Below are 23,716 nucleotides of genomic sequence, written 5' to 3' on the forward strand. Positions count from 1 at the left end.
TTCAGTGCGGCGATCACCGCACAACCACGCAAACGCTTGATCGGGGTCAGAGTTTGTAGACGCCCGCACAGACGGCCGTGTTATCCAGCTTCTCGCAGTACATTTCCTTCGGCTCGACCTTCTTGCTCACCGGATTGACGAACTTGTAATCCTGCCAGAACGAAGGCTGCTTGGCGGCGAGTTCGACGCGTTCCTTGACGTAGAGCTTGCCGTCGACATCCTGGGCGTCGATCAGATCCTTGCCGACGAACTTCTCGTTCGAGCCGTGAGCCAGCACTTTGCCGTCGAGCTGGTAAACCACGACATAGAGATCGCGGTCGCGAAACTTGCTGGCCTTGTTGGTGAGCTCGGGATACGCCTTTTCGGGTCCCTGCTCCTTGATGAAGGTAACGGCCTGCTTGACCATGGCAACGGCTTCATCCTTGGTTGCGCCGCCGCCCGCGCTGGCGGTACCGCCGAAAACAAGCATGGCTGCCACGGCGGAAACGAAAGGCTTTGTTGACCAATTGTTCACGATTATCTCCTGGCTAGGTGGACGCAACTTGCAGGCGCGGTTCCGCGCACGTCATGCTGGCAACAAAAGTGCGAACCTTCCGTTAAAGTGCCTATCCGTAGTGCAGCGGAGATTAGCGCGGCCTAACCGCTGCGGCAGGACAACCAATTCTTAAGAAGTCCGGCACGGAGGCATTCCAACCTCATTCCACCAGCAGCACGTCCACGGCGACGTTGAGCTTCTGCTTGCGCGATCCGACGATGATGCCGTCGACCGGCGAGACGTCGGAGAAGTCCCTGCCGATCGACAGGATGATGTGATCGTTCTCGACCAGGAGGTCGTTGGTCGGATCGAAGCCGACCCAACCGAGCTCGGCGCCGCACCAGACCGAGACCCAGGCGTGGCTGGCGTCGGCGCCCTGCAGGCGCGGCTGGCCGGCCGGCGGAACGGTGCGCAGATAGCCGCTGACATAGGCCGCCGGCAGGCCGAGCCCGCGCAGCCCCGCAATCATCACATGGGCAAAGTCCTGACAGACACCGTGGCGCTTCTCGAACACTTCCCCAAGCGGCGTCGAAATCACGGTGGCCTTGGAGTCGTATCTGAAATCGCTGCGGATGCGGCGCATCAGGTCGACGGCGCCCGTGAGGATGCCGCCGCCCGGCGCGAAGCTTGGCGCGGCATAGGCAGTGAGCGGCGCCAGCACCGGCACCAGCGAGCTTGCAAAGACGTATCCGACCGGCGAAGCGGGACCGAGGCTGGTAGCCTCAAAGGCCACGTCGCGGATGCGCTCCCAGGGCGGGCTGGCCGCCGTGCGACCAGGCGCCCGACGCGCGACCGAAACCCGTGAGCGGGAATCGATCCGCAAATTGCGATGCGCGGTCTCGATCAGCACGCTCTCGGTATGCGTTCCGAAAAAGTCCCGCCGCATCGTGCGTTCGGCCGGCCGCGGCCGGATTTCGACCGCGTGCGAGATCAATTGCTGCCCGTCGCCGGTTCGCGGCTCCAGCCGCAGCGAGCAGCGCGCAAAACTCACCGGGCTCTCGTAAGCGTAGGTCGTGACGTGACGGATGTCGTAGATCACGCGAGGCCCGTGAGCTTCTCCGGCCGGCTCGCATTGGGCCCGTGCGGGAAGTAATGCAGGCCGATGGCGTCGGCCAGATTGAGCAGATCCTGTTCGAGTGCAAACAGCGTTTTCACATCCAGCGTGGCGGCTTCCGCCGTCGTCAGCGTCGCCTGCAACGCCACTGCCAACCGTTGCGGCCGCTCGATCAAACCATGCTCCTTCAGGCTCGGCAGCGCCGCAATGTGGTCGTTGAGCGCTGCGACCTGAAACGCGACCGAGCGCGGATTATAAGGGTCGAGCACGGCGAGGTCGCGAACCGGCGCCAGCGCCGGCCCGACCAGATAGCGCGAGCGGTAGGTGATCTGGCAATCCACCAGCGTCAACAGCGCGTCGAGGTCATCTTCGCCCGCTTCGTCATAGGCGAACTGCCGCGCGAACCGCGCGGTGTTGATGGCGCGCTCGGCCCGGCGGCCCATGTCGAGGAAGCGCCAGCCGGCGGCGCGGTTCATGTTTTCCTGCGCCAGGCCGGCAAGGCTCGCCAGCTCCTGCAGCGTCAATTCAGCGGCGCTGACGATGCTGTCGTCGTCGTCGACTTGCAGTGCGAGGCGCTCCACCATCTCGGTGATGATCTGCCAGGCATCGGGCGAAAGTCGCTCGCGCAGCGAACTCGCAGTTCGCTGCACCGATCGCACCAGCGAAAGCGCCGAACCGAACTTCTCCTCGCTCTGCAGCGCTTCCGCGATGACCCGCGCCGGATTGGTCCGCGTCGCCTGCGAGGTAGCACCCCAGGTCACGAGAATCCGCTGGATACGCTCAACCGAATGCAACGCAGCTGACGCTCCCTTGGCGGGATCGCGCGTCGAGGTGCCAAGGGCGCGGATCAGCCGCAGCGTCGCCTCGGCGCGTTCGAGATAGCGGCCAAGCCAGAACAGATTATCCGCGGCACGGCTCGGCACCACGCCGGCGATCCGCCTGATCCGCACCGTGTCGGCGCCGGGCAACAGCGTCGCCGACGCTACGGCCTTGTCGGACACCACCCAGACATCCGCCGACCGCACGCCGTCGCCCATCGACACCGCACGCGCATCCTCCTTTTCGGCAATCCGGCAGAACCCGCCGGGCATGATGGTCCAGCCTTGTGGAGTAGCCGCGGCAAATACCCGGAGCACGAACGGGCGCGGCGTGATCCGTCCCTCTTCCCACACCGGCGTCGTCGACAAGCGCACCAGTTCCTGGCCGACATAATCGATGCCGCGGTCGGTGATCGCCTGCCGGAGCCGGTCGCGCTCGGCTGGCGGCAACTCGCCGGCAAGCACGGGCGCATGGCTGGAAAAGCCGGGAACGGCCCGGCCATAGGCGCCCTCGATGACGAAATCCTCCAGCCGCGACAGTACTTCCTCACGCGCGGATTTCTGGCCACACCACCAGGTCGCGATGTGCGGCATGATCAAGGTCTCGCCGAGCAAGCGGCGGCACAGGCTCGGCAGGAATCCGAGCAGCGCCCTCGCCTCCAATACGCCGGAGCCCGGCATGTTGGCGACGACGACGCCGTCCTTGCGCAGCACGTCGATCAGGCCCGGCACCCCGAGATGCGACGAGGCATCGAGCTCCAGCGGATCGAGAAAATTGGAGTCGACCCGGCGCAGCAGCACGTCGAGCCGCTTCAGACCCGCGACGGTACGGATATGGATGCGGTCGCCGCTAACGGCGAGATCGTCGCCTTCAACCAGGAGAAAGCCGAGATAGCGCGCCAGCGTGGCGTGTTCGAAATAGGTTTCGCTGAAGGCGCCCGGCGTCAGCAGGCCGATGCGCGGCTCGTCGCGGTCGGCGCTGGCGCGGAGCGAATCGCGGAAGGCCTCGAAGAATGGCGCCACCCGTTCGACGTTCATCGACTTGTAGAGACTGGAAAAGACGCGCGACAGCACCAGGCGGTTTTCCAGCGCGTAACCGGCGCCCGAGGGTGCCTGCGTGCGGTCGTTCAGCACCCACCAGCGCCCGTCGGGGCCGCGGCCGACGTCAGCCGCATAGAAATGCAAATAGCGGTTACCCGGGGGTTTGACGCCACAAACGGCGCGCAGATATTCATTGCTGCCGGCAATCGCCGCCGCGGGCACCGCGCCCTCGCTGACCAGCCGGGCCTCGCCATAGAGATCGCGCAGGATCATTTCGAACAACTGCGCTCGCTGCGCGATACCCGTGGTCAGTTGCTGCCAATCGGCCTCGTCGATGATCAGCGGCAGATGGCTGAGCGGCCACAGCCGGTCGGCGGTTTCGCCGGGCGCGCGATAGGTGACGCCGGCCTCGCGCAGATGCCGGTCGGCAGAGGCGAAGCGCCGCTCGATATCTGGCGGCGAAAGCGCCGCAAAGGCATCGAAGAAACGGGTCCACGCCGCGCGCGGCGCTCCGTCAGGCCCGATATATTCGTCGGGAATGCCGGGCAGCCGCGCATAGTCGCGGGTCCATTGCGCCATCCGGCGCTGTCCTGGACGGGCCTTGCTCTCCTGACTGTTGCCTTGGCCTGACATTTCGATTCCCCGAGACCCTCGCTTCCGATTAGATCAGGAGCGGCGTCCTCAAGTCGAGCGTCAAAGGGAATTCAATTGTGCGTTCCTCGGGCGGCGGCTCGATCCGCCCCGGGGTGTGGCCATGATCCTGAAACCGGGCCAGCCGCCGCGCCTCCGCCTCATAGGAATTGACCGGCTTGGTGTCGTAGTTGCGGCCGCCGGGATGCGCGACGTGGTAGACGCAGCCGCCGAGCGAACGGCCGTTCCAGCTATCGATCAAGTCAAATGTCAGGGGCGCGTGGACCGGGATGGTCGGATGCAGCCCTGAGGCTGGCTGCCAGGCCTTGAAGCGGACGGCGGCCACGGCCTCGCCCGAGCGGCCGGTAGGCGTCATCGGCATCCGCCTGCCGTTACAGGTCACGACATGGCGTCCGTCGACGAAGCTAGTCGCCTTGATCTGCAGGCGCTCCACGGAAGAATCGACATAGCGCACGGTGCCGCCGGCCGAGCCCTCCTCGCCCAGCACGTGCCAGGGCTCCAGCGCCTGACGCAATTCCAGCGCGACGCCGCCGTGGTGGACACGGCCGAACACCGGAAAGCGGAATTCGAGTTGTGCCGAATACCATTCCGGCGAAAAATCGTAGCCGGATAGCTTGAGCTCATCGAGCACGCCGAGAAAATCCTCCCAGAGGAAATGCGGCAGCATGAAGCGATCGTGCAGCGCGGTTCCCCAGCGTACGAACTTGCCCTGCTGCGGCTCGCGCCACAGCTTTGCAATCAGCGCGCGGATCAACAATTGCTGCGCCAGCGACATCCGCGGGTCGGGCGGCATTTCGAGCGCGCGGAATTCGACCAGCCCGAGCCGGCCGGTCGGGCCATCCGGCGAATAGAGCTTGTCGATGCAGATTTCGGCGCGATGGGTATTGCCGGTTATGTCGACGAGGATATGCCGGAACAGCCGATCGACCAGCCATAGCGGCGCCTCGATATCCGGCGGCGGCACGTGCGAGAGCGCGATCTCCAGCTCATAAAGTCCGTCATGCCGCGCCTCGTCGATGCGCGGCGCCTGGCTCGTCGGGCCGATGAACATGCCGGAGAACAAATAGGACAGCGATGGATGGCGCTGCCAGTACAGCACCAGGCTCTTCAGCAAATCCGGGCGGCGCAGGAACGGCGAATCCTGCGGGGTCGAGCCGCCGATCACGACATGATTGCCGCCGCCGGTGCCGGTGTGGCGGCCATCGACGAGAAAGCGGTTGGCGCCGAGCCGGACCTTCGCGGCGTCTTCATACAGGCCGAAGGTGATGTCGACCGCCTCGCGCCAGCTTTGCGCCGGCTGGACGTTGATCTCGATCACGCCGGGATCGGGCGTCACCTTGACGACCTCGATGCGCGGATCATAGGGCGGCCCGTAGCCCTCGATATGGACCGGGATCTGCATCTCTTCGGCGGTCGCCCCCACCGCCGCGATCAGTTCGAGATAATGCTCGAGCTTCTCGACCGGTGGCATGAAGACGCACAATACGCCGTCGCGGATTTCGACAGCGGTTGCCGTGCGCACCGGCTTGGCTTTACGCTTTGCTTTCGGCTCTTGCGCTCGCCTTTGCGTGTCCCCTGCTTCAGGCTCCTTGTCGTCGGCCGCCAGCTCCAGCCGCGCATCCATCGGATCCTGCTCGACGAGGTAAGGATATTCTTCCGGCGGAACATGCGGCAGCGACGCCATCGGCAGCCGAAGACCGAGCGGGGAATCGCCTGGGATCAGAAACAAATGGCTGCGCCGGAATTGCCAGCGCTCGCTGATCCAGCGAGAACCATCGGCGTCCGCATGCTGGATCGGCAGCACGAAGCCCTTCGGCTTGTCGAGCCCTTCATCGAACACCCGCGCCATGCGTGATCGTTCTTCGGGATCGGACAGCTTGGAGTCACCGGGATCGACATTGACCGGAAGCGCGGCTTCCTTTTGCAGCCAATGCACGGGGTCTTCGTATGCCGGCATCACGTAGCTGGCGTCGAGGCCGAGCCGCTTCGCGATGCCTTCCATCAGTCGCCGGGCGTCCGCGATATCGGCCTTGGACGGATTCTCGATCTTCGCGATAAGCTCGGCATTCTTCCAGATCGGCACGCCGTCCTTGCGCCAATAGAGTCCGAACGCCCAGCGCGGCAGGCTTTCGCCCGGATACCATTTGCCTTGCCCGTAATGCAGCAACCCGCCCGGCGCGAAACGCGCACGCAGCTTTCGGATCAGCTCATCCGCCAGCGCCTGCTTGGTCGGGCCGATGGCAGCGATGTTCCATTCCGGCGATTCCAGATCGTCGATCGAGACAAAGGTCGGCTCGCCGCCCATGGTCAGCCGCACGTCGTCGCGCCTGAGATCGGCGTCGACCTGCTCGCCGAGGCTGTCAAGCCGTGCCCAGGATTCATCGGAGAACGGCCGCGTGATCCGCGGCGCCTCGCGGATGCGCCTGACGCTCATCTCGAAACCGAATTCGACATTGGCGAAGCCGGCGCTGCCCGAGACCGGCGCCGCCGTGCGATAATGCGGCGTGGCAGCGACGGGGATATGCCCCTCGCCCGTCAGCATGCCCGAGGTGACGTCGAACCCGATCCAGCCGGCGCCGGGAAGATAGACCTCCGCCCAGGCGTGCAGATCGGTGAAATCGCTTTCGACCTCGCGTGGGCCTTCGACCGGATCGATATCGGGACGCAACTGCATGAGATAGCCGGAGACGAAGCGCGCAGCGAGGCCGAGATGCCGCAGGAGTTGGATCAGCAACCACGCCGAGTCGCGGCACGAGCCGGAGCCGCGCGCCAGCGTCTCCTCCGGCGTCTGAATGCCCGGCTCCATCCGGATGACATATTTGATCTTCTTCTGAAGCTGAGCGTTGAGCTCGACCAGGAAATTGACCGTGCTGTCGGCCTCGCGCGGAAACTCCTTTAAATAAGCCGCGAACAACGGCCCCTGGTCGGAGGTCGCGAGATAGGGCGCGAGCTCGGTCTTGAGATCGTTGCTGTACTGGAACGGAAAGGAGTTAGCGTAGGGCTCGACGAAGAAATCGAAGGGATTGACGACCGTCATCTGCGCGGTGAAGTCGACTTCGATTCGGAGCTCAGACGCCTTCTCCGGAAAGACGAAGCGCGCCAGCCAATTGCCCTGCGGATCCTGCTGCCAGTTCACGAAATGATTTGATGGCGTCACTTTGAGCGAATAGCTCAGGATCGGCGTCCGCGTATGCGGCGCCGGACGCAGGCGAATGGTCTGAGGGCCGAGATCGATCGGTCGGTCGTATTTGTAGTGCGTGACGTGGTGTAGTGCGACGAAGATCGACACGGACCGGAGACTCCAGCGGCTTTTTTAAGCAGAACACCGGTTCCGGGCGGGATCAAGCATTAACAACGGGCAGCGAGTGCCTATGGGAAGTGCGGAATGTTTGGCGCCGTCATTCCGGGATGGTCCGAAGGACCAGACCCGGAATCTCGAGATTCCGGGTTCGATGCTTCGCGTCGCCCCGGAATGACGGGCCAAGAATTTTACATCGTAGCCCCAAGCACCCACGGCGCGAATTCGGCGCCGCCGAAATCGAAACTCTCGCTCTTCGTCGGCTGACCCGATGCCGTTTTCAGCATCAGCTCGAAAATGCGCTGGCCGCATTGCTGCACAGTCTCCTCACCGTCGAGGATGGTGCCGCAATTGACGTCCATGTCATCTTCCATGCGCTTGTACATCGGCGTGTTGGTGGCGAGCTTGATCGAGGGCGCAGGCTTGCAGCCGAACACGCTGCCGCGGCCCGTGGTGAAGCAGACGAGGTTGGCGCCGCCCGCCACCTGGCCTGTCGCCGCAACCGGGTCGTAGCCGGGCGTATCCATAAAGACAAAACCCTTCTTGGTGATGGGCTCAGCATAGTTGAGCACGTCGACCAGATTGGTGCTGCCGGCCTTGGCCATCGCGCCCAATGATTTTTCCAGGATCGTGGTGAGGCCACCGGCCTTGTTGCCGGGGCTCGGATTGGCGTTCATCTCGGCGCCTTCGCGCCTGGTGTACTCCTCCCACCAGCGCATCAAGCCGACGAGTTTCTCGCCAACCTCGCGGCTGACAGCCCGCCGCGTCAGCAGATGCTCGGCGCCATAAGTCTCCGGCGTCTCGGAGAGGATCACGGTGCCGCCGTGGCGCACCAAGAGATCGCTCGCAGCACCCAGCGCCGGATTGGCGGAGACACCGGAGTAACCGTCGGAGCCGCCGCATTGCAGCGCCACCGTCAATTCGCTGGCTGCGACCTTCTCGCGCTTCACTTTATTGGCGTCGGTAAGCGCCTCCTTCACGAAGGCAATGCCGGCTTCCACCGTCTTGCGGGTGCCGCCGACTTCCTGGATGTCCATCGCGCGCAGGCGTCCCGCGAGCTTCTGCTCCTCCATCAGCCCGCCGATCTGGTTGACTTCGCAGCCAAGCCCCAGCACGACCACATGGGAGAAATTTGCGTGCCGCGCGTAGCCGCCGAGTGTCCGCCGCAACAATGCCAGCGGTTCGTTCTGCGTCATGCCGCAGCCGGTCTTGTGGGTCAGCGCCACCACACCGTCGACGTTCGGATAGTCGGCCAGCGGATTATCGCCGGTGAACGGGTTCTTCTTGAACATGTCGGCGACGATGCCGGCGACATGGGCGCTGCAATTCACCGAGGTGAGGATCCCGATATAGTTGCGCGTCGCCACGCGGCCGTCGGCGCGGCGAATGCCGTCGAAGGTGGCGGACAGATCGAAATTCGGCACCGGCTTGACGTCGACGCCATAGGCATAGTCCTTGGCGAAATCGCCCATACCGCAGTTTTGCGTATGCACATGCTGGCCCGGCGCGATCGGCGCGGTGGCAAAGCCGATGATCTGGCCGTAGCGGCGGACCGGCTCGCCTGCGGCGATCGGCCTGATCGCCACCTTGTGGCCGGCAGGAATCCGTTCGATTGTGGTGACGCCATCGGCCACCACCATGCCCGGCGGCAAGCTCGCGCGCGCGATCAGCACGCCATCGTCAGGGTGCAGACAGATCACGGGTGCCGGGGTCATGCTGGTGTCTCCTTGGTATCTAGCTATCGTGCCCCGGATGCTGCGCAGCGCGGAGCGATGCGCTGCTGATCCGGGGCCCATGCACGCTGCTGCTACGAGGTCCCGGCTCTGCGGTGCACCGCTAAGAAGCGCTGCACCGCGTCCGGGACACCAGACCTTTTACGCCTTCCCGCCGCTATCCTTGCGGGTCTGGTTCACCTGCATCTTGGCGTAGGTCATCATCAAGCCGCTCTCGTTCGAGAGCGTCACGAGCTTGAAGCCCATGTTGATAGCGCGCACCGCGCCCTCGGCGCCGGAGCAGTGGATGCCGGGATTGAGGCCGCGCTTGCCGCATTCCTTGACGATCTTCTCGTAGATTTTGAGAATTTCAGGTTCGTCGCGGTCGAGCTTCGGCACCAGGCCATAGGAGAAGCCGAGATCGGACGGGCCGATATAGACGCCGTCGATGCCCTCGACATCGAGGATCGATTCCATGTTTTCGACCGCCGTCCTGGTCTCCATCATCGGCAGCAGCACGATCTCATCGTTCGCCGTCTGCTGGTAGGTGCCGGCCGAGCCATACATGCCGGAGCGGATCGGGCCATTCGAGCGCGTGCCCTTTGGCGGATACTTCGCGTACTGGACGAGGTTCTTCGCCTCCTGCGGGGTGTTGATCATCGGGCAGATCACCCCATAGGCGCCGCCGTCGAGCACCTTGCCGATGATGCCGGGCTCGTTCCAGGGCACGCGGACCATCGGCGTCACCGGATGGCCGTTCATCGCCTGAAAGCATTGCACCATCGAGAGGTAATCCTGCACGCCGTGCTGCATGTCGACGGTCACGCTGTCGAAGCCGCATTGCGCGATCACTTCGGCCGAGAAGCCCGAGGGGATCGCGAGCCATGCGTTCACCACGGCCTTGCCCGAGGCCCATACTTTCTTGACGTTGTTGGTTGCCATTGATCGCTTTCCCTTTGTGATCGTTACAATTGTTGGCGTTCGTGGAGTGGATTAGCTGGTGGCGCGCTGAATGCTCGCCTCGCCGACGCCGACCTCGCGGGCGGTGTTGACGATCGCAGCCCAGGTATCATCAGGCAGCGGCACGCCGTTCCTGGTGCGCTCGGCGCGCATCTTGCGTTCGGGATCGCCCGGAACCAGCACGGACTCGACGCCGGCGATCGGCTTGGTCTCCCGGATGAAGTCGGTATAGCGCGAGATTTCGTCGTCGAAATAGTTGGCCGTGTCGATCACCTTGGGATCGATATAGAAGGCAAGCATGCCGTTGGCGAACTGCCGGCCGCCCGAGGTGGCGCCGGTGCCGGTCAGCGCACCGCCGAGCAGTTCGCAGATGAAGGCAAGCCCTGAGCCCTTGTGCTCGCCGAACGCGCGGATCGCGCCGGTGCCTTTGGTGTGGTCGCGCGGCCCGTCCGGCGTGTAGGGACCATAGAGCACGGACGGCTCTTCGCTCAGCGTGCCGTCGGCATCGACCAGTGCGCCGGTCGGCAGTTTCTTGCCGCCGCGGCTGGCGACCAGCACCTTGCCCTCGGCGACGATGGACGTTGCAAAATCGAGCACGATCGGATCTTGCCCCTGGCGCGGAATGCCGACGCAGTAAGGCGCGGTCGAGAGCCGCTTCTGGACCCCGCCGTACGGCGCGACAAGCAGCGAGCCGGCCGCGTTGACGAAGTGCACCGAAACCAGCCCTTCGGCCGCGGCCATCTCAGCCCAGTCGCCGACGCGGCCGATGTGGCCGGCGTTGCGCAGCGCGATGGCTGACAGTCCCGCCTTCTTGCACTTCTCGATGCCGGTCCGCACCGCGAATGGCGTTACGGTCTGGCCATAGCCAAACTTGCCGTCGACCACGGCGAGCGACGGGGTGTCGACGACGATCTCAGGGGTCTGGTTGGGAACGACGTTGCCTGTCTTCTTCCAGCGGATGTAGACCGGAACCCGGATCACGCCGTGGCTATCATGGCCGGTGAGATTGGCTGTCGTGAGGTAAGTAGCGATGCGCCTTGCTTCCTCAGGCGAGGATTCCGAATGCGAAAAAACCTCTGCGACGAAGTCGATCAGATTGTTGACTTTTATTGTGACCATGTCCGGATTTCAGCCCTGTCCTTGCACGGGAAAGCCTGCGTTTGAGCAGCTAGGCCTGCGACTCCCGCACCGGTTTTGATGACCGGCTTGGCCGGCACTTTGAACGAAAAATCGCGTGCGTGTCTACCGCCTGAGTCGCGTTTGACAAATGATTGCAATCATTTGCCCGGCCGCTATGCATCGGGCCAGTAGCATCATGCAAATTTGCGCTTACTCGTCGGCTTCAGCCTCGCCCTCACCCGCTACCTCCATCGCGGCAAGGCTGCGCTCGAGTTCGCCCAGCATGTCCTGCAATTCGGCTAGCTTGCGCGCGCCAAAACGGTGCGTGATCTCGGCGTAGATCGCTTCCGAGGTGGGCGCGACGGCCTCGATCAGCTTCAGCCCCTTGGACGAGATCGACACCTCGCCGCGGCGAAGATCAGCCTTGGCCGCGCGGCGTTCGATCAGATCGCGCGCTTCGAGATCGCGCAGGATTCGCGACAGGCTCGGCCCCAGCAGGAAGGCGACGCGCGCCAGCTCCGTCACCTCGATAGTATCCACCGCCGTCAGCGCGCGCAGGATCCGCCATTGCTGCTCGGTCAGCCCATGATTGCGCAAGGACGGACGGAACTGGCGCATCACGGCTTCGCGCGCGCGCAAGAGCGACATCGGCAGCGAGCGCGAGAATTCGCGCATCGGCCCGCGACGGGCCTCCGCCGTTCCCTCCTGGTCCGAACGCGATCCGTTCGGCGATTTCTTGCCTGACATCTTCAGTGGCCCGCCATCGGGGAATCCTCGATCGAGGCAAGGATAGAGTTTTGCGGCGCAACAAGCATCAAATCAGTTTGCGCCGGATAACTTAACATGTTAAACAAATTTCAGCACCCGCTTTTTGCTGATCGAGCCGGACGCCCATGGCCCTTTCCAGAGACGATATCCGAAGCGCCGCCGAGCGGCTCGATGCCGCCGAAAAGACCCGCAAACAGATCCGGCAGCTTTCGCTTGAACATCCCGGCATAACGATCGAGGATGCCTACGCTATTCAAAAAGCCTGGGTCGAGATGAAGGTCGCGCAGGGGCGCACCGTGAAGGGCCACAAGATCGGCCTGACCTCGAAGGCAATGCAGAGCGCGCTCAATATTGACGAGCCTGACTCCGGTATCCTGCTCGATGACATGTTCTTTGCCGACGGCGGGCTGGTGCCGTCGGATCGCTTCATTGCCACCCGCGTCGAGGCCGAACTCGCCTTCGTGATGAAGTCGCGGCTGTCGGGTCCGGACTGCACGATGTTCGACGTCCTCAACGCCACCGACTTCGTGGTGCCGGCGCTGGAGATTCTGGATACGCGGGTCGAGCGGATCGATCCGCAGACCAAGGCGACCCGGAAGATATTCGACACCATCGCCGACAACGCCGCGAATGCCGGCATCGTGCTCGGCGGCCGCCCTATCCGGCCGATGGACGCCGACCTGCGCTGGATCGGCGCGCTCTGTTTCCGCAACGGTCAGCTTGAAGAGACGGGGCTTGCGGCCGGCGTCCTCAATCATCCCGCGACGTCAGTGGCGTGGCTTGCCAACAAGATCGCGCCGAACGGGTTAACGCTCGAAGCCGGCCAAGTGGTGCTGGCGGGCTCGTTCATTCGCCCGATCGAAACCCGCAAAGGCGACACGATCCAGGCGGATTATGGACCCTACGGTTCGGTGAGCTGCTACTTCGCCTGATGCTTTAGGACGACAGGAGCCATCGGAACATGCCGCACTTCACGATTGAATATTCAGCCAATCTCGACGGGCGCGTCGACATGGCCGCGGTGGTGGAACTGGTCCGGAAAGCGGCGGTGGAAACCGGCATCTTCCCGCTCGGCGGTATCCGCGTGCGAGCCATCAAATGCGAGCACTACGCGATCGCCGATGGCCGCGAGGCTTATGGCTTTCTCGACATGGTGCTGCGGCTTGGCGAGGGCCGCGATCTCGCCACCCGCAAGAAGGCCGGCGAACATATATTCAAGGCCCTGTCGGCCTATCTTGATCCGGTATTTGCGAACCAAAAGTTCGCGCTGTCGTTCGACATGCAGATCAACGACAAGGAAACAAGCTGGAAACGCAACAACATCCACGAAGCTCTGAAAGTGGAGGCTATCAATGGATAAGGTGACACCCAAGGACGGGTTTCAGGCCAATCGCGACCGCGCAGCCCCCCTGCTCGCCAGGCTGAAGAGCGAAGGCATCGGCCACATGATCGACGGCAAGACCGTGCCGTCGGTCTCCGGCCAGACATTTGACACGAAGTCCCCGGTCGATGGTGCGGTGCTGGCAACGGTCGCCCGCGGCAACGCCGAAGACATCGACCGCGCCGCAACCGCCGCCGCAACGGCCTTCAAATCCTGGCGCGACATGCCCGCCGCCGCGCGGAAAAAATTGCTGCATCGCGTGGCCGACGCGATCGAGGACAACGCCGATGACCTCGCGGTGCTGGAATGCATCGACACCGGTCAGGCGCACCGCTTCATGGCCAAGGCCGCAATCCGGGCGGCGGAGAATTTTCGCTTCTTTGCCGACAAGTGCGGCGAAGCCCGGGACGGCCTCAACATGCCCTCCGAGGAGCACTGGAACATTTCGACCCGGGTGCCCATCGGCCCGGTCGGCGTGATCACGCCGTGGAACACGCCGTTCATGCTGTCGACCTGGAAGATCGCGCCAGCGCTCGCCGCCGGCTGCACCGTCGTGCACAAGCCGGCCGAATGGTCGCCGGTTACGGCGGACCTGCTGGCGAAGCTTGCGAAACAGGCGGGCCTGCCCGACGGCGTGCTCAACACCGTCCACGGCATGGGCGAAGAGGCCGGCAAGGCCTTGACCGAGCACCCCGCGATCAAGGCGATCGGCTTCGTCGGCGAGAGCACGACCGGTTCCGCGATCATGGCGCAGGGCGCCCCCACCCTGAAGCGCGTGCATTTCGAGCTCGGCGGCAAGAACCCGGTGATCGTGTTCGACGACGCCGATGTCGACCGCGCGCTCGATGCGGTGGTCTTCATGATCTACTCGCTCAACGGCGAGCGCTGCACCTCGTCGAGCCGGCTGCTGGTCCAGCAAGGTATCGCCGATAAGTTCATCGAAAGGCTGGCCGCAAGGGTGAAGGCCCTGAAGGTCGGGCACCCGCTCGACCCGGCGACCGAGATTGGGCCGCTGATCCATGAGCGGCATCTGGCAAAAGTCTGCAGCTATTTCGAGGTCGCGCGGAAGGACGGCGCAACCATCGCAGTCGGCGGCAAGCCGCATGACGGCCCCGGCGGGGGACACTACGTGCAGCCGACGCTCGTCACCGGCGCGAACTCCAAAATGCGGGTGGCGCAGGAGGAGGTGTTCGGCCCGTTCCTGACTGTGATCCCGTTCAAGGACGAGAAGGACGCCATCGAGATCGCCAACGGCGTGCAGTATGGCCTGACCGGCTATGTCTGGACCGGTGACATGGGCCGCGCGCTGCGCGTGGCCGATGCGCTGGAGGCCGGCATGATCTGGCTCAATTCCGAAAACGTCCGCCACCTGCCGACGCCGTTTGGCGGCATGAAGGCTTCAGGCATCGGCCGCGACGGCGGCGACTACTCGTTCGAGTTCTACATGGAAACCAAGCACGTCTCGCTCGCGCGCGGGACGCATAAGATTCAGAGACTGGGAATCTAGAACGCACCGTCGTTCCGGGGCGCGAAGCGAACCCGGAACCTCGAGATTCCGGGTTCGGTCCTGCGGACCGCCCCGGAATGACAACGCCGAGGAAACCACATGCCCGTTCCGACACACACATTCACCCCGCCGTTCAACATCATCCGCTGCAGCCACGCCGTGCTCGACGTCACCGACCTCGGCAAGAGCCGCGCCTTCTACGAAACCACCGTCGGGCTGCACGTCGAGGATAGCGGCGACAAGGCGGTGTACCTGCGCGGCAGCGAGGAGCATCAGCATCACTCGCTGGTACTGCGGAAGGCCCCAGCCGCGGCCTGCAATCGGCTCGGCTTCAAGGTCGGCAATGACGGCGACCTCGACAAGGCCGCGACCTTCTTTTCCGAGAACGGCATCCCTTACGCCTTCGCCGATCAGCCGTTCCAGGGCCGCACCCTGCAGTTCACCGATCCGGCCGGCTTCCAACTCGAGCTCTATGCGTCGATGGACAAGCGCCCGCATCTGCTGCGGCGCTACGATCTCTACAAAGGCTGCCATCCGCAGCGGCTCGATCATTTCAACGTCTTCGCGCCCGAGGTTCAGGGCACCATCGATTTCTATGCGCGGCTCGGCTTCCGGCTGACCGAATACGGCGAGGAAGACGGCCCGAACGGGCGGATCGCAGCGGCCTGGATGCACCGCAAGGGCAACGTCCATGACTTCGCCATCACCAACGGCCGCGGTCCTCGCCTGCACCATTTTGCCTATTGGGTGCCGACGGCGATGAACGTCCTGCATCTCTGCGACGTGATGGCTTCAAGCGGATATCTGAAGAACATCGAGCGCGGCCCGGGCCGCCACGGCATCTCGAATGCATTCTTCCTCTATGTCCGGGACCCGGACGGCCACCGGCTCGAACTCTACACCAGCGACTACTTCACCGGAGACCACGACCACGAGCCGCTGCGCTGGTCGCTAAAGGACCCGCGCCGGCAAACGCTGTGGGGCGCTCCTGCTCCGCGCTCCTGGTTCGAGGAGGGTTCGCCCTTCACGGGGCAAGAGGTCCGCGAGCCGCTCTTTGTCGCCGACGTCTTGATCGCGGATTGACGGAACAGAAGATGGCTCCTCCTCGCCTCGCCACTTTCACCGTCAACGGCGCGCAGAAATACGGCGCCGTGACCGATGCCGGCATCGTCGATCTCTCGGCGCGCTTCGCAAAGGAATACCCGACGCTGCGCGAAGTCGTCGCCGCCGGCGCGCTGATGAAACTCGCCGAAGACGCGGCACGCCGCGGGCCGGACCATGCGCTCGATGCGATCAATTGGCAGCCACCGATCCCCGCACCGGAAAAGATCATCTGCATCGGCGTCAACTACCCGGATCGCAACGCCGAATACAAGGACGGCCAGGACGCGCCGAAATATCCGAGCATGTTCATGCGCACCCCGCGCTCCTTTGTCGGCCACAACGCGCCGCTGGTCCGCCCGCGCGCCTCGACGCAACTCGACTACGAGGGCGAGCTGGTGCTTGTGATCGGCAAGGCCGGACGGCATATCAAGGAGAGCGACGCGCTGGACCACATCGCAGCCGTCACGCTCTGCAACGAGGGCACCATCCGCGATTGGGTGCGGCACGCCAAGTTCAACGTCACCCAGGGCAAGAATTTCGATTCCACCGGCAGCCTCGGCCCCTGGATCGTGCCCTACACCGATGAAGGCCAGATTGCGGATATCCGCCTCACCACGAAGGTCAATGGCGACACGCGGCAGGACGACCGCACCGGCCGGTTGATCTTCGGCTTCCGCTATCTCATCAACTATCTCTCGACCTTCACCACGCTGGTGCCGGGCGACGTCATCGTGACGGGTACGCCGACCGGCGCCGGGGCGCGGTTCGACCCGCCGCGCTATCTGAAGCCTGGCGACGTCATCGAGGTTGAAGCCGAGGGCGTCGGTGTGCTCAAAAACGGCGTCATCGACGAAGCCTGACAAATCCCGTGAGCGAGTGGACAGAACCATGAAATCAACTTCCGGCGGCGAAGCAATCGTCAGCGGCCTCGTCGCGCATGGCGTCGACACCGTGTTCGGCCTGCCCGGCGCGCAGATCTATGGCCTGTTCGATGCCTTCCATCAGGCACAACTGAAGGTGATCGGCGCGCGGCATGAGCAGGCCTGCGGCTACATGGCCTTCGGCTACGCACGTTCATCGGGCAAGCCGGGCGTGTTCAGCGTGGTGCCCGGTCCGGGCGTGCTCAATGCCAGCGCGGCGCTGCTCACTGCGTTCGGCTGCAACGAGCCGGTGCTGTGCCTGACCGGACAGGTGCCGACCGCGTTTCTCGGCAAGGGCCGCGGCCATCTGCACGAGATGCCGGACCAGCTCGCAACGCTGCGCACTTTCGTGAAATGGGCCGAGCGGATCGAATACCCAGATGCCGCGCCAGCGGTAGTCTCGCGCGCGTTTCAGGAGATGATGTCGGGCCGCCGCGGTCCCGTATCGCTGGAAATGCCGTGGGACATCTTTACGCAGCGCGCGCAGGTCGGCGCCTCAACCGTGTTCGATCCGTTTCCGGCGCCGCAACCCGATCCCGACCGGATCAAGGCGGCGGCTGCGCTGATCAAGGACGCGAAGCGACCGATGATCTTCGTCGGCAGCGGCGCGATCCATGCGCACCAGGAAATTCTCGAGCTCGCCGAGATGATCGATGCGCCTGTCGTGGCATTCCGCAGCGGCCGCGGCATCGTCTCCAACGCGCACGAGCTCGGGCTGACCATGGCGGGTGCCTACAAGCTCTGGCCGAACACCGATCTTATGATCGGGGTCGGCACGCGCATGGAGCTGCCGGCCTCGGGTTTCCGCTGGCCGTACCAGCCGAAGGGATTGAAGTCCGTTCGCATCGATATCGATCCGGCCGAGATGCGCCGGCTTGCATCCAACGCCGCCGTGGTCGCGGATGCGAAAGCCGGCACGGCCGATCTCGTGGCCGCTGTGAAGAAGGCTGGCTATAGCAGAACCAGCGGCCGGCGCGCCGAAATCCGCGAAGCCACCGCAGCGGCGCATCAGGAAATCCAGAAGGTTCAGCCGCAAATGGCGTATCTGAACATTCTGCGCGAGGTGCTGCCGGCCAATGCGATCGTTACCGATGAGCTCTCGCAGGTTGGCTTTGCCTCCTGGTACGGCTTTCCGGTCTACGAGCCGCGCACCTTTATCACTTCGGGCTATCAGGGCACGCTCGGCTCCGGCTTCCCCACCGCGCTGGGCGCCAAGGTTGCCAACCCGGACCGCCCGGTGGTCGCGATCACGGGCGATGGCGGCTTCATGTTCGGCGTGCAGGAACTGTCGACTGCCGTGCAATTCAGGATCGGCGTGGTGACGCTGGTGTTCAACAACAACGCCTATGGCAATGTGCGGCGCGACCAGCGCCAGCATTTTGACGGACGCGTGGTGGCGTCCGACCTGGTCAATCCGGATTTCGTGAAGCTGGCGGAGTCGTTCGGCGCGGGTGCTGCGCGGGTAACTTCGCCCGATCAGTTCCGGCCCGCGCTGGAGAAGGCCTTGGCCGCCGGCGGGCCGTGCGTGATCTCGGTGGAGGTGCCGACGGATTCGGAAGTGAGCCCGTGGGCGTTTATCCATCCGCCGAGGCCGTGATTTGGGTACGTCGTTCCGGGCGCGTCGAAGACGCGAACCCGGAACCTCGAGATTCCGGGTCTGGTGCTAGCGCACCATCCCGGAATGACCGTGGGAGAAACTTAAACCTTCCTCTCCGCCCCACCGCGTTGCATCCGCGAGGCTGCGATCACCAGCACCCCCGCTCCCGCAACCGACCAGCACGCCACCGGCGCCCAGTGCAACAGCGGCGCATATTCCGGCAGCTTTTGCAGGCCGCCGGCCACCGCCGCCATCCGCGCAAAGGTCGCGAGCGCCAGCGCGGAGAACACCAGCCCCACCACCTTGCCCTCGGCGCCGGTCTCCCCGATCGCCAGCGCCGCCGAAACCGCAGCCATCAGCATGCAGCCCCACGCCGCGCCGGCCAGGAACTGCGCCGCGATCAGCATGTTGAGATTGCCGGCCATCTCCGCGCCCAACACGGCCAGTGCGCCGAGCAGGCCGGCGGCGCCCATTACGATCAGCCCGCCGCGATGCTTGACCACGACGCTCGCCGGAAACATCGCGATGTTGAAGCCGATCCAGAACACCGGCATCAGCCATGGCAGTTCGTCCGGCTTGGCAAACCGCAGGAAGAACGGCGTGCTGTTGATGGAAAAATGCAGTTGATAGCCGAGCGAGAGGATCACCATCGAGGCGATGAAGAATGTCGGTATCGGGCCAAGCGGTTTTGCAGGCGCGACCGGTTGTTTTGCGACGCGAGGTGCCTGCGCCAGATCACGCTCGACCTTCGAGAGCGCCAGGGTGGTGAGCAGCAATACCACGCCCGAGATCACGAAGGGCAGCCGCGGGTCGTGGTTGCGCAGAACCAGGCCTAGATAAGGCGAGACGGCGCCGGCCAGACCGTAGCCAAGCATCGCCAGAGCCGACAGAAATGGAATCGCCGGCCGCGCGGCGTATTTGCCTAACAGTGTCAGCGGCGGCGCGCGCAGGGCCGATGACGTCACGACCCAGATCAGGATCAGGGCGATGAACCAGGCCTGCGCGCCCGGCCCCGTACCCGCCACGAACGGCAGCGCGACAAAGGCCGCGCATGAGATCGCGGTCAAGGCGCCGACGAAGACGCCTAGCTTGCCGACGAACGGTGCGATCTTGTCGGCGGCAACCCCCATCGCGGTGTCGGTGATGGTGAAGATTGCCTGATCCAGCATCAGGATCAGGATCACGGCTGATGGCGCGATGCCGACATCGGCGCAGAGTTTTGGCAGATAGATGACGTAAGTGGTCCAGCCCAGCGTGAATACGAGCTGCAGCACGGCAAGATAGACGCCCGTGCTATTAGCACTGGTGGCCGTATCGGTCTTCGCTTCTGTGGTGGTCATGTCGGCCCCCGGCGGAGAGAGCATAGACCAGGGAAAAGCTCGATGGAACGCCTCTTCCCTTCTCCCCTTGTGGGAGAAGGTGCCTTCGCGAAAGCGAAGGCGGATGAGGGGTCTCTATCCGCGGAGAGAACCCCTCATCCGGCGCTTCGCGCCACCTTCTCCCACAAGGGGAGAAGGAATTACCGCGCCTTGCGGAAAGTGAGATTGATGCGCTGGTGGCCCATCAGGGCATGCACGCCGTCGGCGAGCGGCGCGACACCGTGAAAGAACAGCCGCGACGGTCCGCCCCAGACCACGATGTCGCCATGCTCGAGCCGATAGCGCTTCGGTTTGTCGGCGCGCTTTGGGCCGCCGAACAGGAAGATTGCGGATAGACCGAGCGACACCGACACGATCGGCGCGGCGAAATCCTGCTCGTCCTTGTCCTGATGGAGCGACATTCGTGCGCCGGGCGTGTAGCGGTTGATCAGGCAGGCATCGGGCGCGAAGCCGGCAAAGCCAGCCTCGGCGGCTGCCTGCTCGGCAATTACGCGGAAGCTCGGCGGCATCTCCGGCCAAGGCTGCCCGGAATCCGGATCAATGCCGTCATAGCGATAGCCGCTGCGGTCGGTCACCCAACCGGCGCTGCCGCAATTGGTCATGGCGACCGACATCTGGTGACCGCCAGGCGTAAACATACGGCGGAATGGCGCTCGCGCGATGATCTCGCGCAACGCCGCGACCACTTCGTTTTCGAAGGGCTTCGCATATCCGCGCAGCAATACCGCGCCATCCGCCATCGCTTCGCGCGATGGGCGCACATCCGGCACGGCCTCGAACAAATCCGCAGTCAATTCTATCAGCACTCACTTGGCATCGTGAAAAATCACGCCGACGGTGTGGCGATGGCCGGAGCGGATCCGGCTGACGCCGTGGCGCAGATTAACGCGATAGGGCCCACGCGTCCCCTGCACCGGCCGATGATGCACAGCAAACGCGACGGCATCGCCCTGCCGTAGCGGCACCACCTCGGGCCGCGACTGCATCCGCGGCCGCTGCTCGGCCAGTACGAACTCGCCGCCTTCGAAATCGCGACCCGGTTCCGACAGCAGGATCGCGGCCTGCAGCGGGAACACGTGCTCGCCATAGAGGTCTTGATGCAGGCAATTGTAGTCGCCCTCGCCATATTGCAGCAGCAGCGGCGTCGGCCGCGTCTGCCCGGCATCGTGGCAGCGTTTCAGGAATGCTGCATGCTTGTCGGGATAGCGGATGTCGATCCCCATCGTCTCGTTCCAGCGATTGGCGATGCCGCAAAGCCGCGCATAAAGCGCCGGCCGTAACTGCGCGATCAGGTCGGGCAGCGGATAGGCGAAATACTTGTACTCGCCGCGACCAAAGCCGTGGCTCCCCATCACGATACGGCTGCGGAAGTTCTTGTCATCGGGATAAAGCGCGGCCAGCGCAGCGCATTCGTCCGGCGACAACAATCCCTTCAGGACGGCGCAGCCCTGTGCGTCAAGGTCGGCGGTTACCTGCGTCCAGTCGATGGCATCGACGCGGGCGGCGATGTCGGGGGCAGGATGGTGGATGTTTCTTGCGGTTGCTCTCATGACGGTTAGTCTCGCAATCAGGCCACGACAAAACCACCCGATTTCTGACGAGTTCCATCCCCGTCATTGCGAGCCACCCGGTCGGCGCAAAGCGCCGCCGGATGACAGGCTCCGCGAAGCAATCCACGCCTCAGCTCGGGGATAGATGGATTGCTTCGTCGCTTCGCTCCTCGCAATGACGGCGGTTAGAGTCCCGCGTCAGCCCAGCACCGGCAGCGCGATCACGTCATAGCCGTGGCTGATCTTCCGCTTCAGCACGGGATCCTCCAGTTCGAACTCGAAGCGATCAGCGGGCCGGATGCCGCCCTTGGCGGCAAAGGTGCCGCCGAACATGGCGCAGCCGTCAGGCAGGCCTTTGCCGCCAAAGCCGCGGTCGATCAGGTCCTTGACCGGCAGCATCGCATCGAGCGTGCCTTCCTGGTACAGCACCCGCGCGCCGCCGATGATGGCCCAGGAGCGCAGGATCAGCCGGTCCCAGTGACCGATGACTTCCTCCAGCTCCCACAGCACCGAGGCCACCGGCTTGTCGCACATCTGTTTCGAGACGGTGACGCTGCAGCTCTCCACCTTGCGGTCGGTGTGGTCGGAGCCGCAGCCGACGAAGATGCGGCCCTGCCAGCCGATCAGCACGAACTCGACCTCGCCGCTGGAATCGCCACCCGTTACCTCGATACGATCGTCCTGGGTAATCCGCCGCGCCGAACAGCGATAATAAATCGGCGTCGTCGCGGGGCGCGCGATGCCGAGCGCTTCCAGTTCGGCGATATGCTTGTCGCGCGCGACCGGATCGCGCCCGGTCCAGCCGGCGATGACGGCCTGGTCGATCGCGAGCGTCAGCGGCGTCAGCATGCCCTTGTCGTCGACGTTGAAGGTCAGGTCAAACACGGATGACATCCTCCATTCCGGCGGCGAGTTCGAAGATGCGGCGATCCGATCCGCCGGCGGCTGCGAGCATCAGTCCGACCGGCACCTCGCCTTCGCGATGCGCGGGCAGCGAGATCGCGCAGCCATCGAGCATGTTGATCAGGGTGCAATTGCGCAAGGCGCGCAAATTCTGCGTGGTGAAGGCCTGATCGTCGGCGAGGTCGGCGATCCTGGGCGGCGTATTCGCGGTGGTCGGCAGCACCAGCGCGTCATAGGGCGCGATGCGCTGTTCGGTTCGGGCAATGAACGAGCGGCGCGCCTTGAGGATGTCGATATAGTCCGCCGCGCTGATGCCTTCGCCGCGCAGGATACGGACGCGGACGCGAGGGTCGTAGATGTCGCCTTTGCCGGTGAGCAGGTAACGGTGCCAGGCGTAACTTTCGGCGGCGGCAAAACCGCCCTTGCTGTTCATGATACCGACGTCGTGAAATTCCGGCACCTCGATGCGCTCGATCAACGCGCCGTGGCGCGACAGCGTCGCCAGCGCGCGCTCGAAGGTTTTGGCGACCTCCTCGTCGAGGTCGTCGAGCGCGATCGTGGTCGGCACCGCGAGCCGCATGCCCTTGACGGTGCGCGGCCGCAACGGCTGCACGGCTTCGTCCGCGAGCACAGCATCCAGCACCGCACAGCATCCGACCGTACGCGCCAGCGGCCCAAAACTGTCGAGCGAGGACGACAGCGGCACGCCGCCGTCGAGCGGCACGCGCGCCTGCGTCGGCTTGTAGCCGACGATGCCGTTATAGGCCGCCGGAATCCGGCAGGAGCCGCCGGTATCGGTGCCGAGCGCGCCATACGCCATGCGGTCGGCGATCGAGACCGCCGCGCCCGAGGACGAGCCGCCAGGCACATGGCCGACACTGCGATTCCAGACGCTCTTCGGCGTGCCGTAGTGCGGATTGATGCCGATGCCGGAATAGGCGAACTCGGTCATGTTTGTGCGGCCGATCACGATGAAGCCGGCCCTGCGCAGCCGCGCCACCACGGGCGCATCGGCTTCGGCCGGCGCAGAATCTTCCAGCGCGCGAGACCCGGCGCGGGTCACCTGCCCCTTGATGTCGTAGAGATCCTTGATCGAGACAGGAATGCCGGCATAGGGCGATGGCGCGGCGCGCGCTTTGCGCAAATGATCCATCGCATCGGCTGCGGCGATCGCCGCGTCCTTGTCGACGTGGATAAAGGTCCGTGCGCCCTCGCCTGCGGAATCGGCAATCCTGGCGAGGCATTCCTCGACCAGTTTGCGCGCGGTGGTGCGTCCGGAGTCGAGATCGGCAGCAAGACTGGCAAGCGTCGGATGGTCAGGCATGGCTCTCTTGTTCATTTCCTGTGGCGTCACTCATGGTCCGATGCAAGCCCGATGTCGAAAGCTGCATCGGCGATTTGCCGTGGCGCGGACTATTG

19 protein-coding genes are annotated in these 23,716 nt (G+C 64.3%); 6 read left to right on the forward strand and 13 right to left on the reverse strand.

From position 1 onward, the window contains the following. Positions 1-46 precede the first annotated feature (46 nt). The 8 genes from V1292_RS32075 to hpaR form a co-directional block, all read right to left on the reverse strand. A complete protein-coding gene (locus tag V1292_RS32075; protein WP_334377225.1) occupies positions 47-469 on the reverse strand; it encodes a cache domain-containing protein in 423 nt (140 codons plus the stop codon). A gap of 226 nt (positions 470-695) precedes the next feature. Further along, positions 696-1,574, reverse strand: coding sequence for a transglutaminase family protein (locus tag V1292_RS32080; RefSeq protein ID WP_334376544.1), 879 nt, complete (start codon positions 1,572-1,574; stop codon positions 696-698). Beyond that, positions 1,571-4,081: a circularly permuted type 2 ATP-grasp protein gene (locus V1292_RS32085; protein WP_334376545.1), complete on the reverse strand. Its 2,511-nt coding sequence runs from the start codon at positions 4,079-4,081 to the stop codon at positions 1,571-1,573. The genes V1292_RS32080 and V1292_RS32085 overlap by 4 nt, the downstream gene beginning before the upstream one ends. Before the next feature lie 28 nt (positions 4,082-4,109). After that, positions 4,110-7,388, reverse strand: a complete 3,279-nt coding sequence (locus V1292_RS32090; RefSeq protein ID WP_334376546.1) for a transglutaminase family protein — start codon at positions 7,386-7,388, stop codon at positions 4,110-4,112. 200 nt (positions 7,389-7,588) lie between these two features. Further along, positions 7,589-9,112, reverse strand: a complete 1,524-nt coding sequence (locus V1292_RS32095) for a UxaA family hydrolase (RefSeq protein WP_334376547.1) — start codon at positions 9,110-9,112, stop codon at positions 7,589-7,591. A 159-nt stretch (positions 9,113-9,271) separates the two neighbouring features. Then, positions 9,272-10,051, reverse strand: coding sequence for an HpcH/HpaI aldolase family protein (locus tag V1292_RS32100; RefSeq protein WP_057848022.1), 780 nt, complete (start codon positions 10,049-10,051; stop codon positions 9,272-9,274). Positions 10,052-10,102: 51 nt separating this feature from the next. Continuing rightward, the gene (locus tag V1292_RS32105; RefSeq protein WP_334376548.1) at positions 10,103-11,188 is read right to left on the reverse strand and encodes a malate/lactate/ureidoglycolate dehydrogenase; all 1,086 of its coding nucleotides are present in this window, start codon (positions 11,186-11,188) and stop codon (positions 10,103-10,105) included. Between the two features lie 210 nt (positions 11,189-11,398). Then, on the reverse strand, positions 11,399-11,935 hold the full coding sequence (gene hpaR / locus V1292_RS32110; protein ID WP_028350927.1) for a homoprotocatechuate degradation operon regulator HpaR: 537 nt from the start codon (positions 11,933-11,935) through the stop codon (positions 11,399-11,401). A 146-nt stretch (positions 11,936-12,081) separates the two neighbouring features. On the opposite strand from hpaR, the gene hpaH reads away from it, so the two are divergent. The 6 genes from hpaH (at position 12,082) to V1292_RS32140 (ending at position 18,465) form a co-directional block, all read left to right on the forward strand. Further along, complete coding sequence (gene hpaH / locus V1292_RS32115) at positions 12,082-12,888, forward strand: 2-oxo-hept-4-ene-1,7-dioate hydratase (protein WP_334376549.1); 807 nt, start codon at positions 12,082-12,084, stop codon at positions 12,886-12,888. Positions 12,889-12,917: 29 nt separating this feature from the next. Next, on the forward strand, positions 12,918-13,316 hold the full coding sequence (locus tag V1292_RS32120; protein WP_334376550.1) for a 5-carboxymethyl-2-hydroxymuconate Delta-isomerase: 399 nt from the start codon (positions 12,918-12,920) through the stop codon (positions 13,314-13,316). Further along, a complete protein-coding gene (gene hpaE, locus V1292_RS32125) occupies positions 13,309-14,844 on the forward strand; it encodes a 5-carboxymethyl-2-hydroxymuconate semialdehyde dehydrogenase (RefSeq protein WP_334376551.1) in 1,536 nt (511 codons plus the stop codon). The genes V1292_RS32120 and hpaE overlap by 8 nt, the downstream gene beginning before the upstream one ends. Before the next feature lie 99 nt (positions 14,845-14,943). Further along, positions 14,944-15,927 carry a 3,4-dihydroxyphenylacetate 2,3-dioxygenase gene (gene hpaD / locus V1292_RS32130; protein ID WP_334376552.1) on the forward strand — a complete coding sequence of 328 codons (984 nt, stop codon included), beginning with the start codon at positions 14,944-14,946 and terminating at the stop codon, positions 15,925-15,927. Positions 15,928-15,938: 11 nt separating this feature from the next. Further along, positions 15,939-16,808 carry a fumarylacetoacetate hydrolase family protein gene (locus V1292_RS32135; protein WP_334376553.1) on the forward strand — a complete coding sequence of 290 codons (870 nt, stop codon included), beginning with the start codon at positions 15,939-15,941 and terminating at the stop codon, positions 16,806-16,808. A 28-nt stretch (positions 16,809-16,836) separates the two neighbouring features. Continuing rightward, positions 16,837-18,465, forward strand: a complete 1,629-nt coding sequence (locus V1292_RS32140; RefSeq protein ID WP_334376554.1) for a thiamine pyrophosphate-dependent enzyme — start codon at positions 16,837-16,839, stop codon at positions 18,463-18,465. 101 nt (positions 18,466-18,566) lie between these two features. Here the strand turns inward: V1292_RS32140 and V1292_RS32145 are convergent, their stop codons facing one another. The 5 genes from V1292_RS32145 to V1292_RS32165 all read right to left on the reverse strand — a co-directional run bounded on the left by V1292_RS32145 (position 18,567) and on the right by V1292_RS32165 (position 23,621). Continuing rightward, the gene (locus V1292_RS32145) at positions 18,567-19,805 is read right to left on the reverse strand and encodes an MFS transporter (protein WP_334376555.1); all 1,239 of its coding nucleotides are present in this window, start codon (positions 19,803-19,805) and stop codon (positions 18,567-18,569) included. A gap of 179 nt (positions 19,806-19,984) precedes the next feature. Beyond that, positions 19,985-20,638 (reverse strand): DNA oxidative demethylase AlkB, encoded by a 654-nt coding sequence (gene alkB / locus V1292_RS32150; protein ID WP_334377226.1) that lies wholly within the window; start codon positions 20,636-20,638, stop codon positions 19,985-19,987. A 12-nt stretch (positions 20,639-20,650) separates the two neighbouring features. Then, positions 20,651-21,394 carry a 2OG-Fe(II) oxygenase gene (locus V1292_RS32155; RefSeq protein WP_334376556.1) on the reverse strand — a complete coding sequence of 248 codons (744 nt, stop codon included), beginning with the start codon at positions 21,392-21,394 and terminating at the stop codon, positions 20,651-20,653. A 198-nt stretch (positions 21,395-21,592) separates the two neighbouring features. Beyond that, the gene (locus V1292_RS32160) at positions 21,593-22,279 is read right to left on the reverse strand and encodes a DUF2848 domain-containing protein (RefSeq protein WP_334377227.1); all 687 of its coding nucleotides are present in this window, start codon (positions 22,277-22,279) and stop codon (positions 21,593-21,595) included. Next, positions 22,272-23,621: an amidase gene (locus V1292_RS32165; protein ID WP_334376557.1), complete on the reverse strand. Its 1,350-nt coding sequence runs from the start codon at positions 23,619-23,621 to the stop codon at positions 22,272-22,274. Before V1292_RS32165 ends, V1292_RS32160 begins: the two co-directional genes overlap by 8 nt. Positions 23,622-23,716 lie beyond the last annotated feature (95 nt).

This window comes from Bradyrhizobium sp. AZCC 1719 (assembly GCF_036924525.1).
In the GTDB taxonomy this organism is placed as follows: Bacteria; Pseudomonadota; Alphaproteobacteria; order Rhizobiales; family Xanthobacteraceae; genus Bradyrhizobium.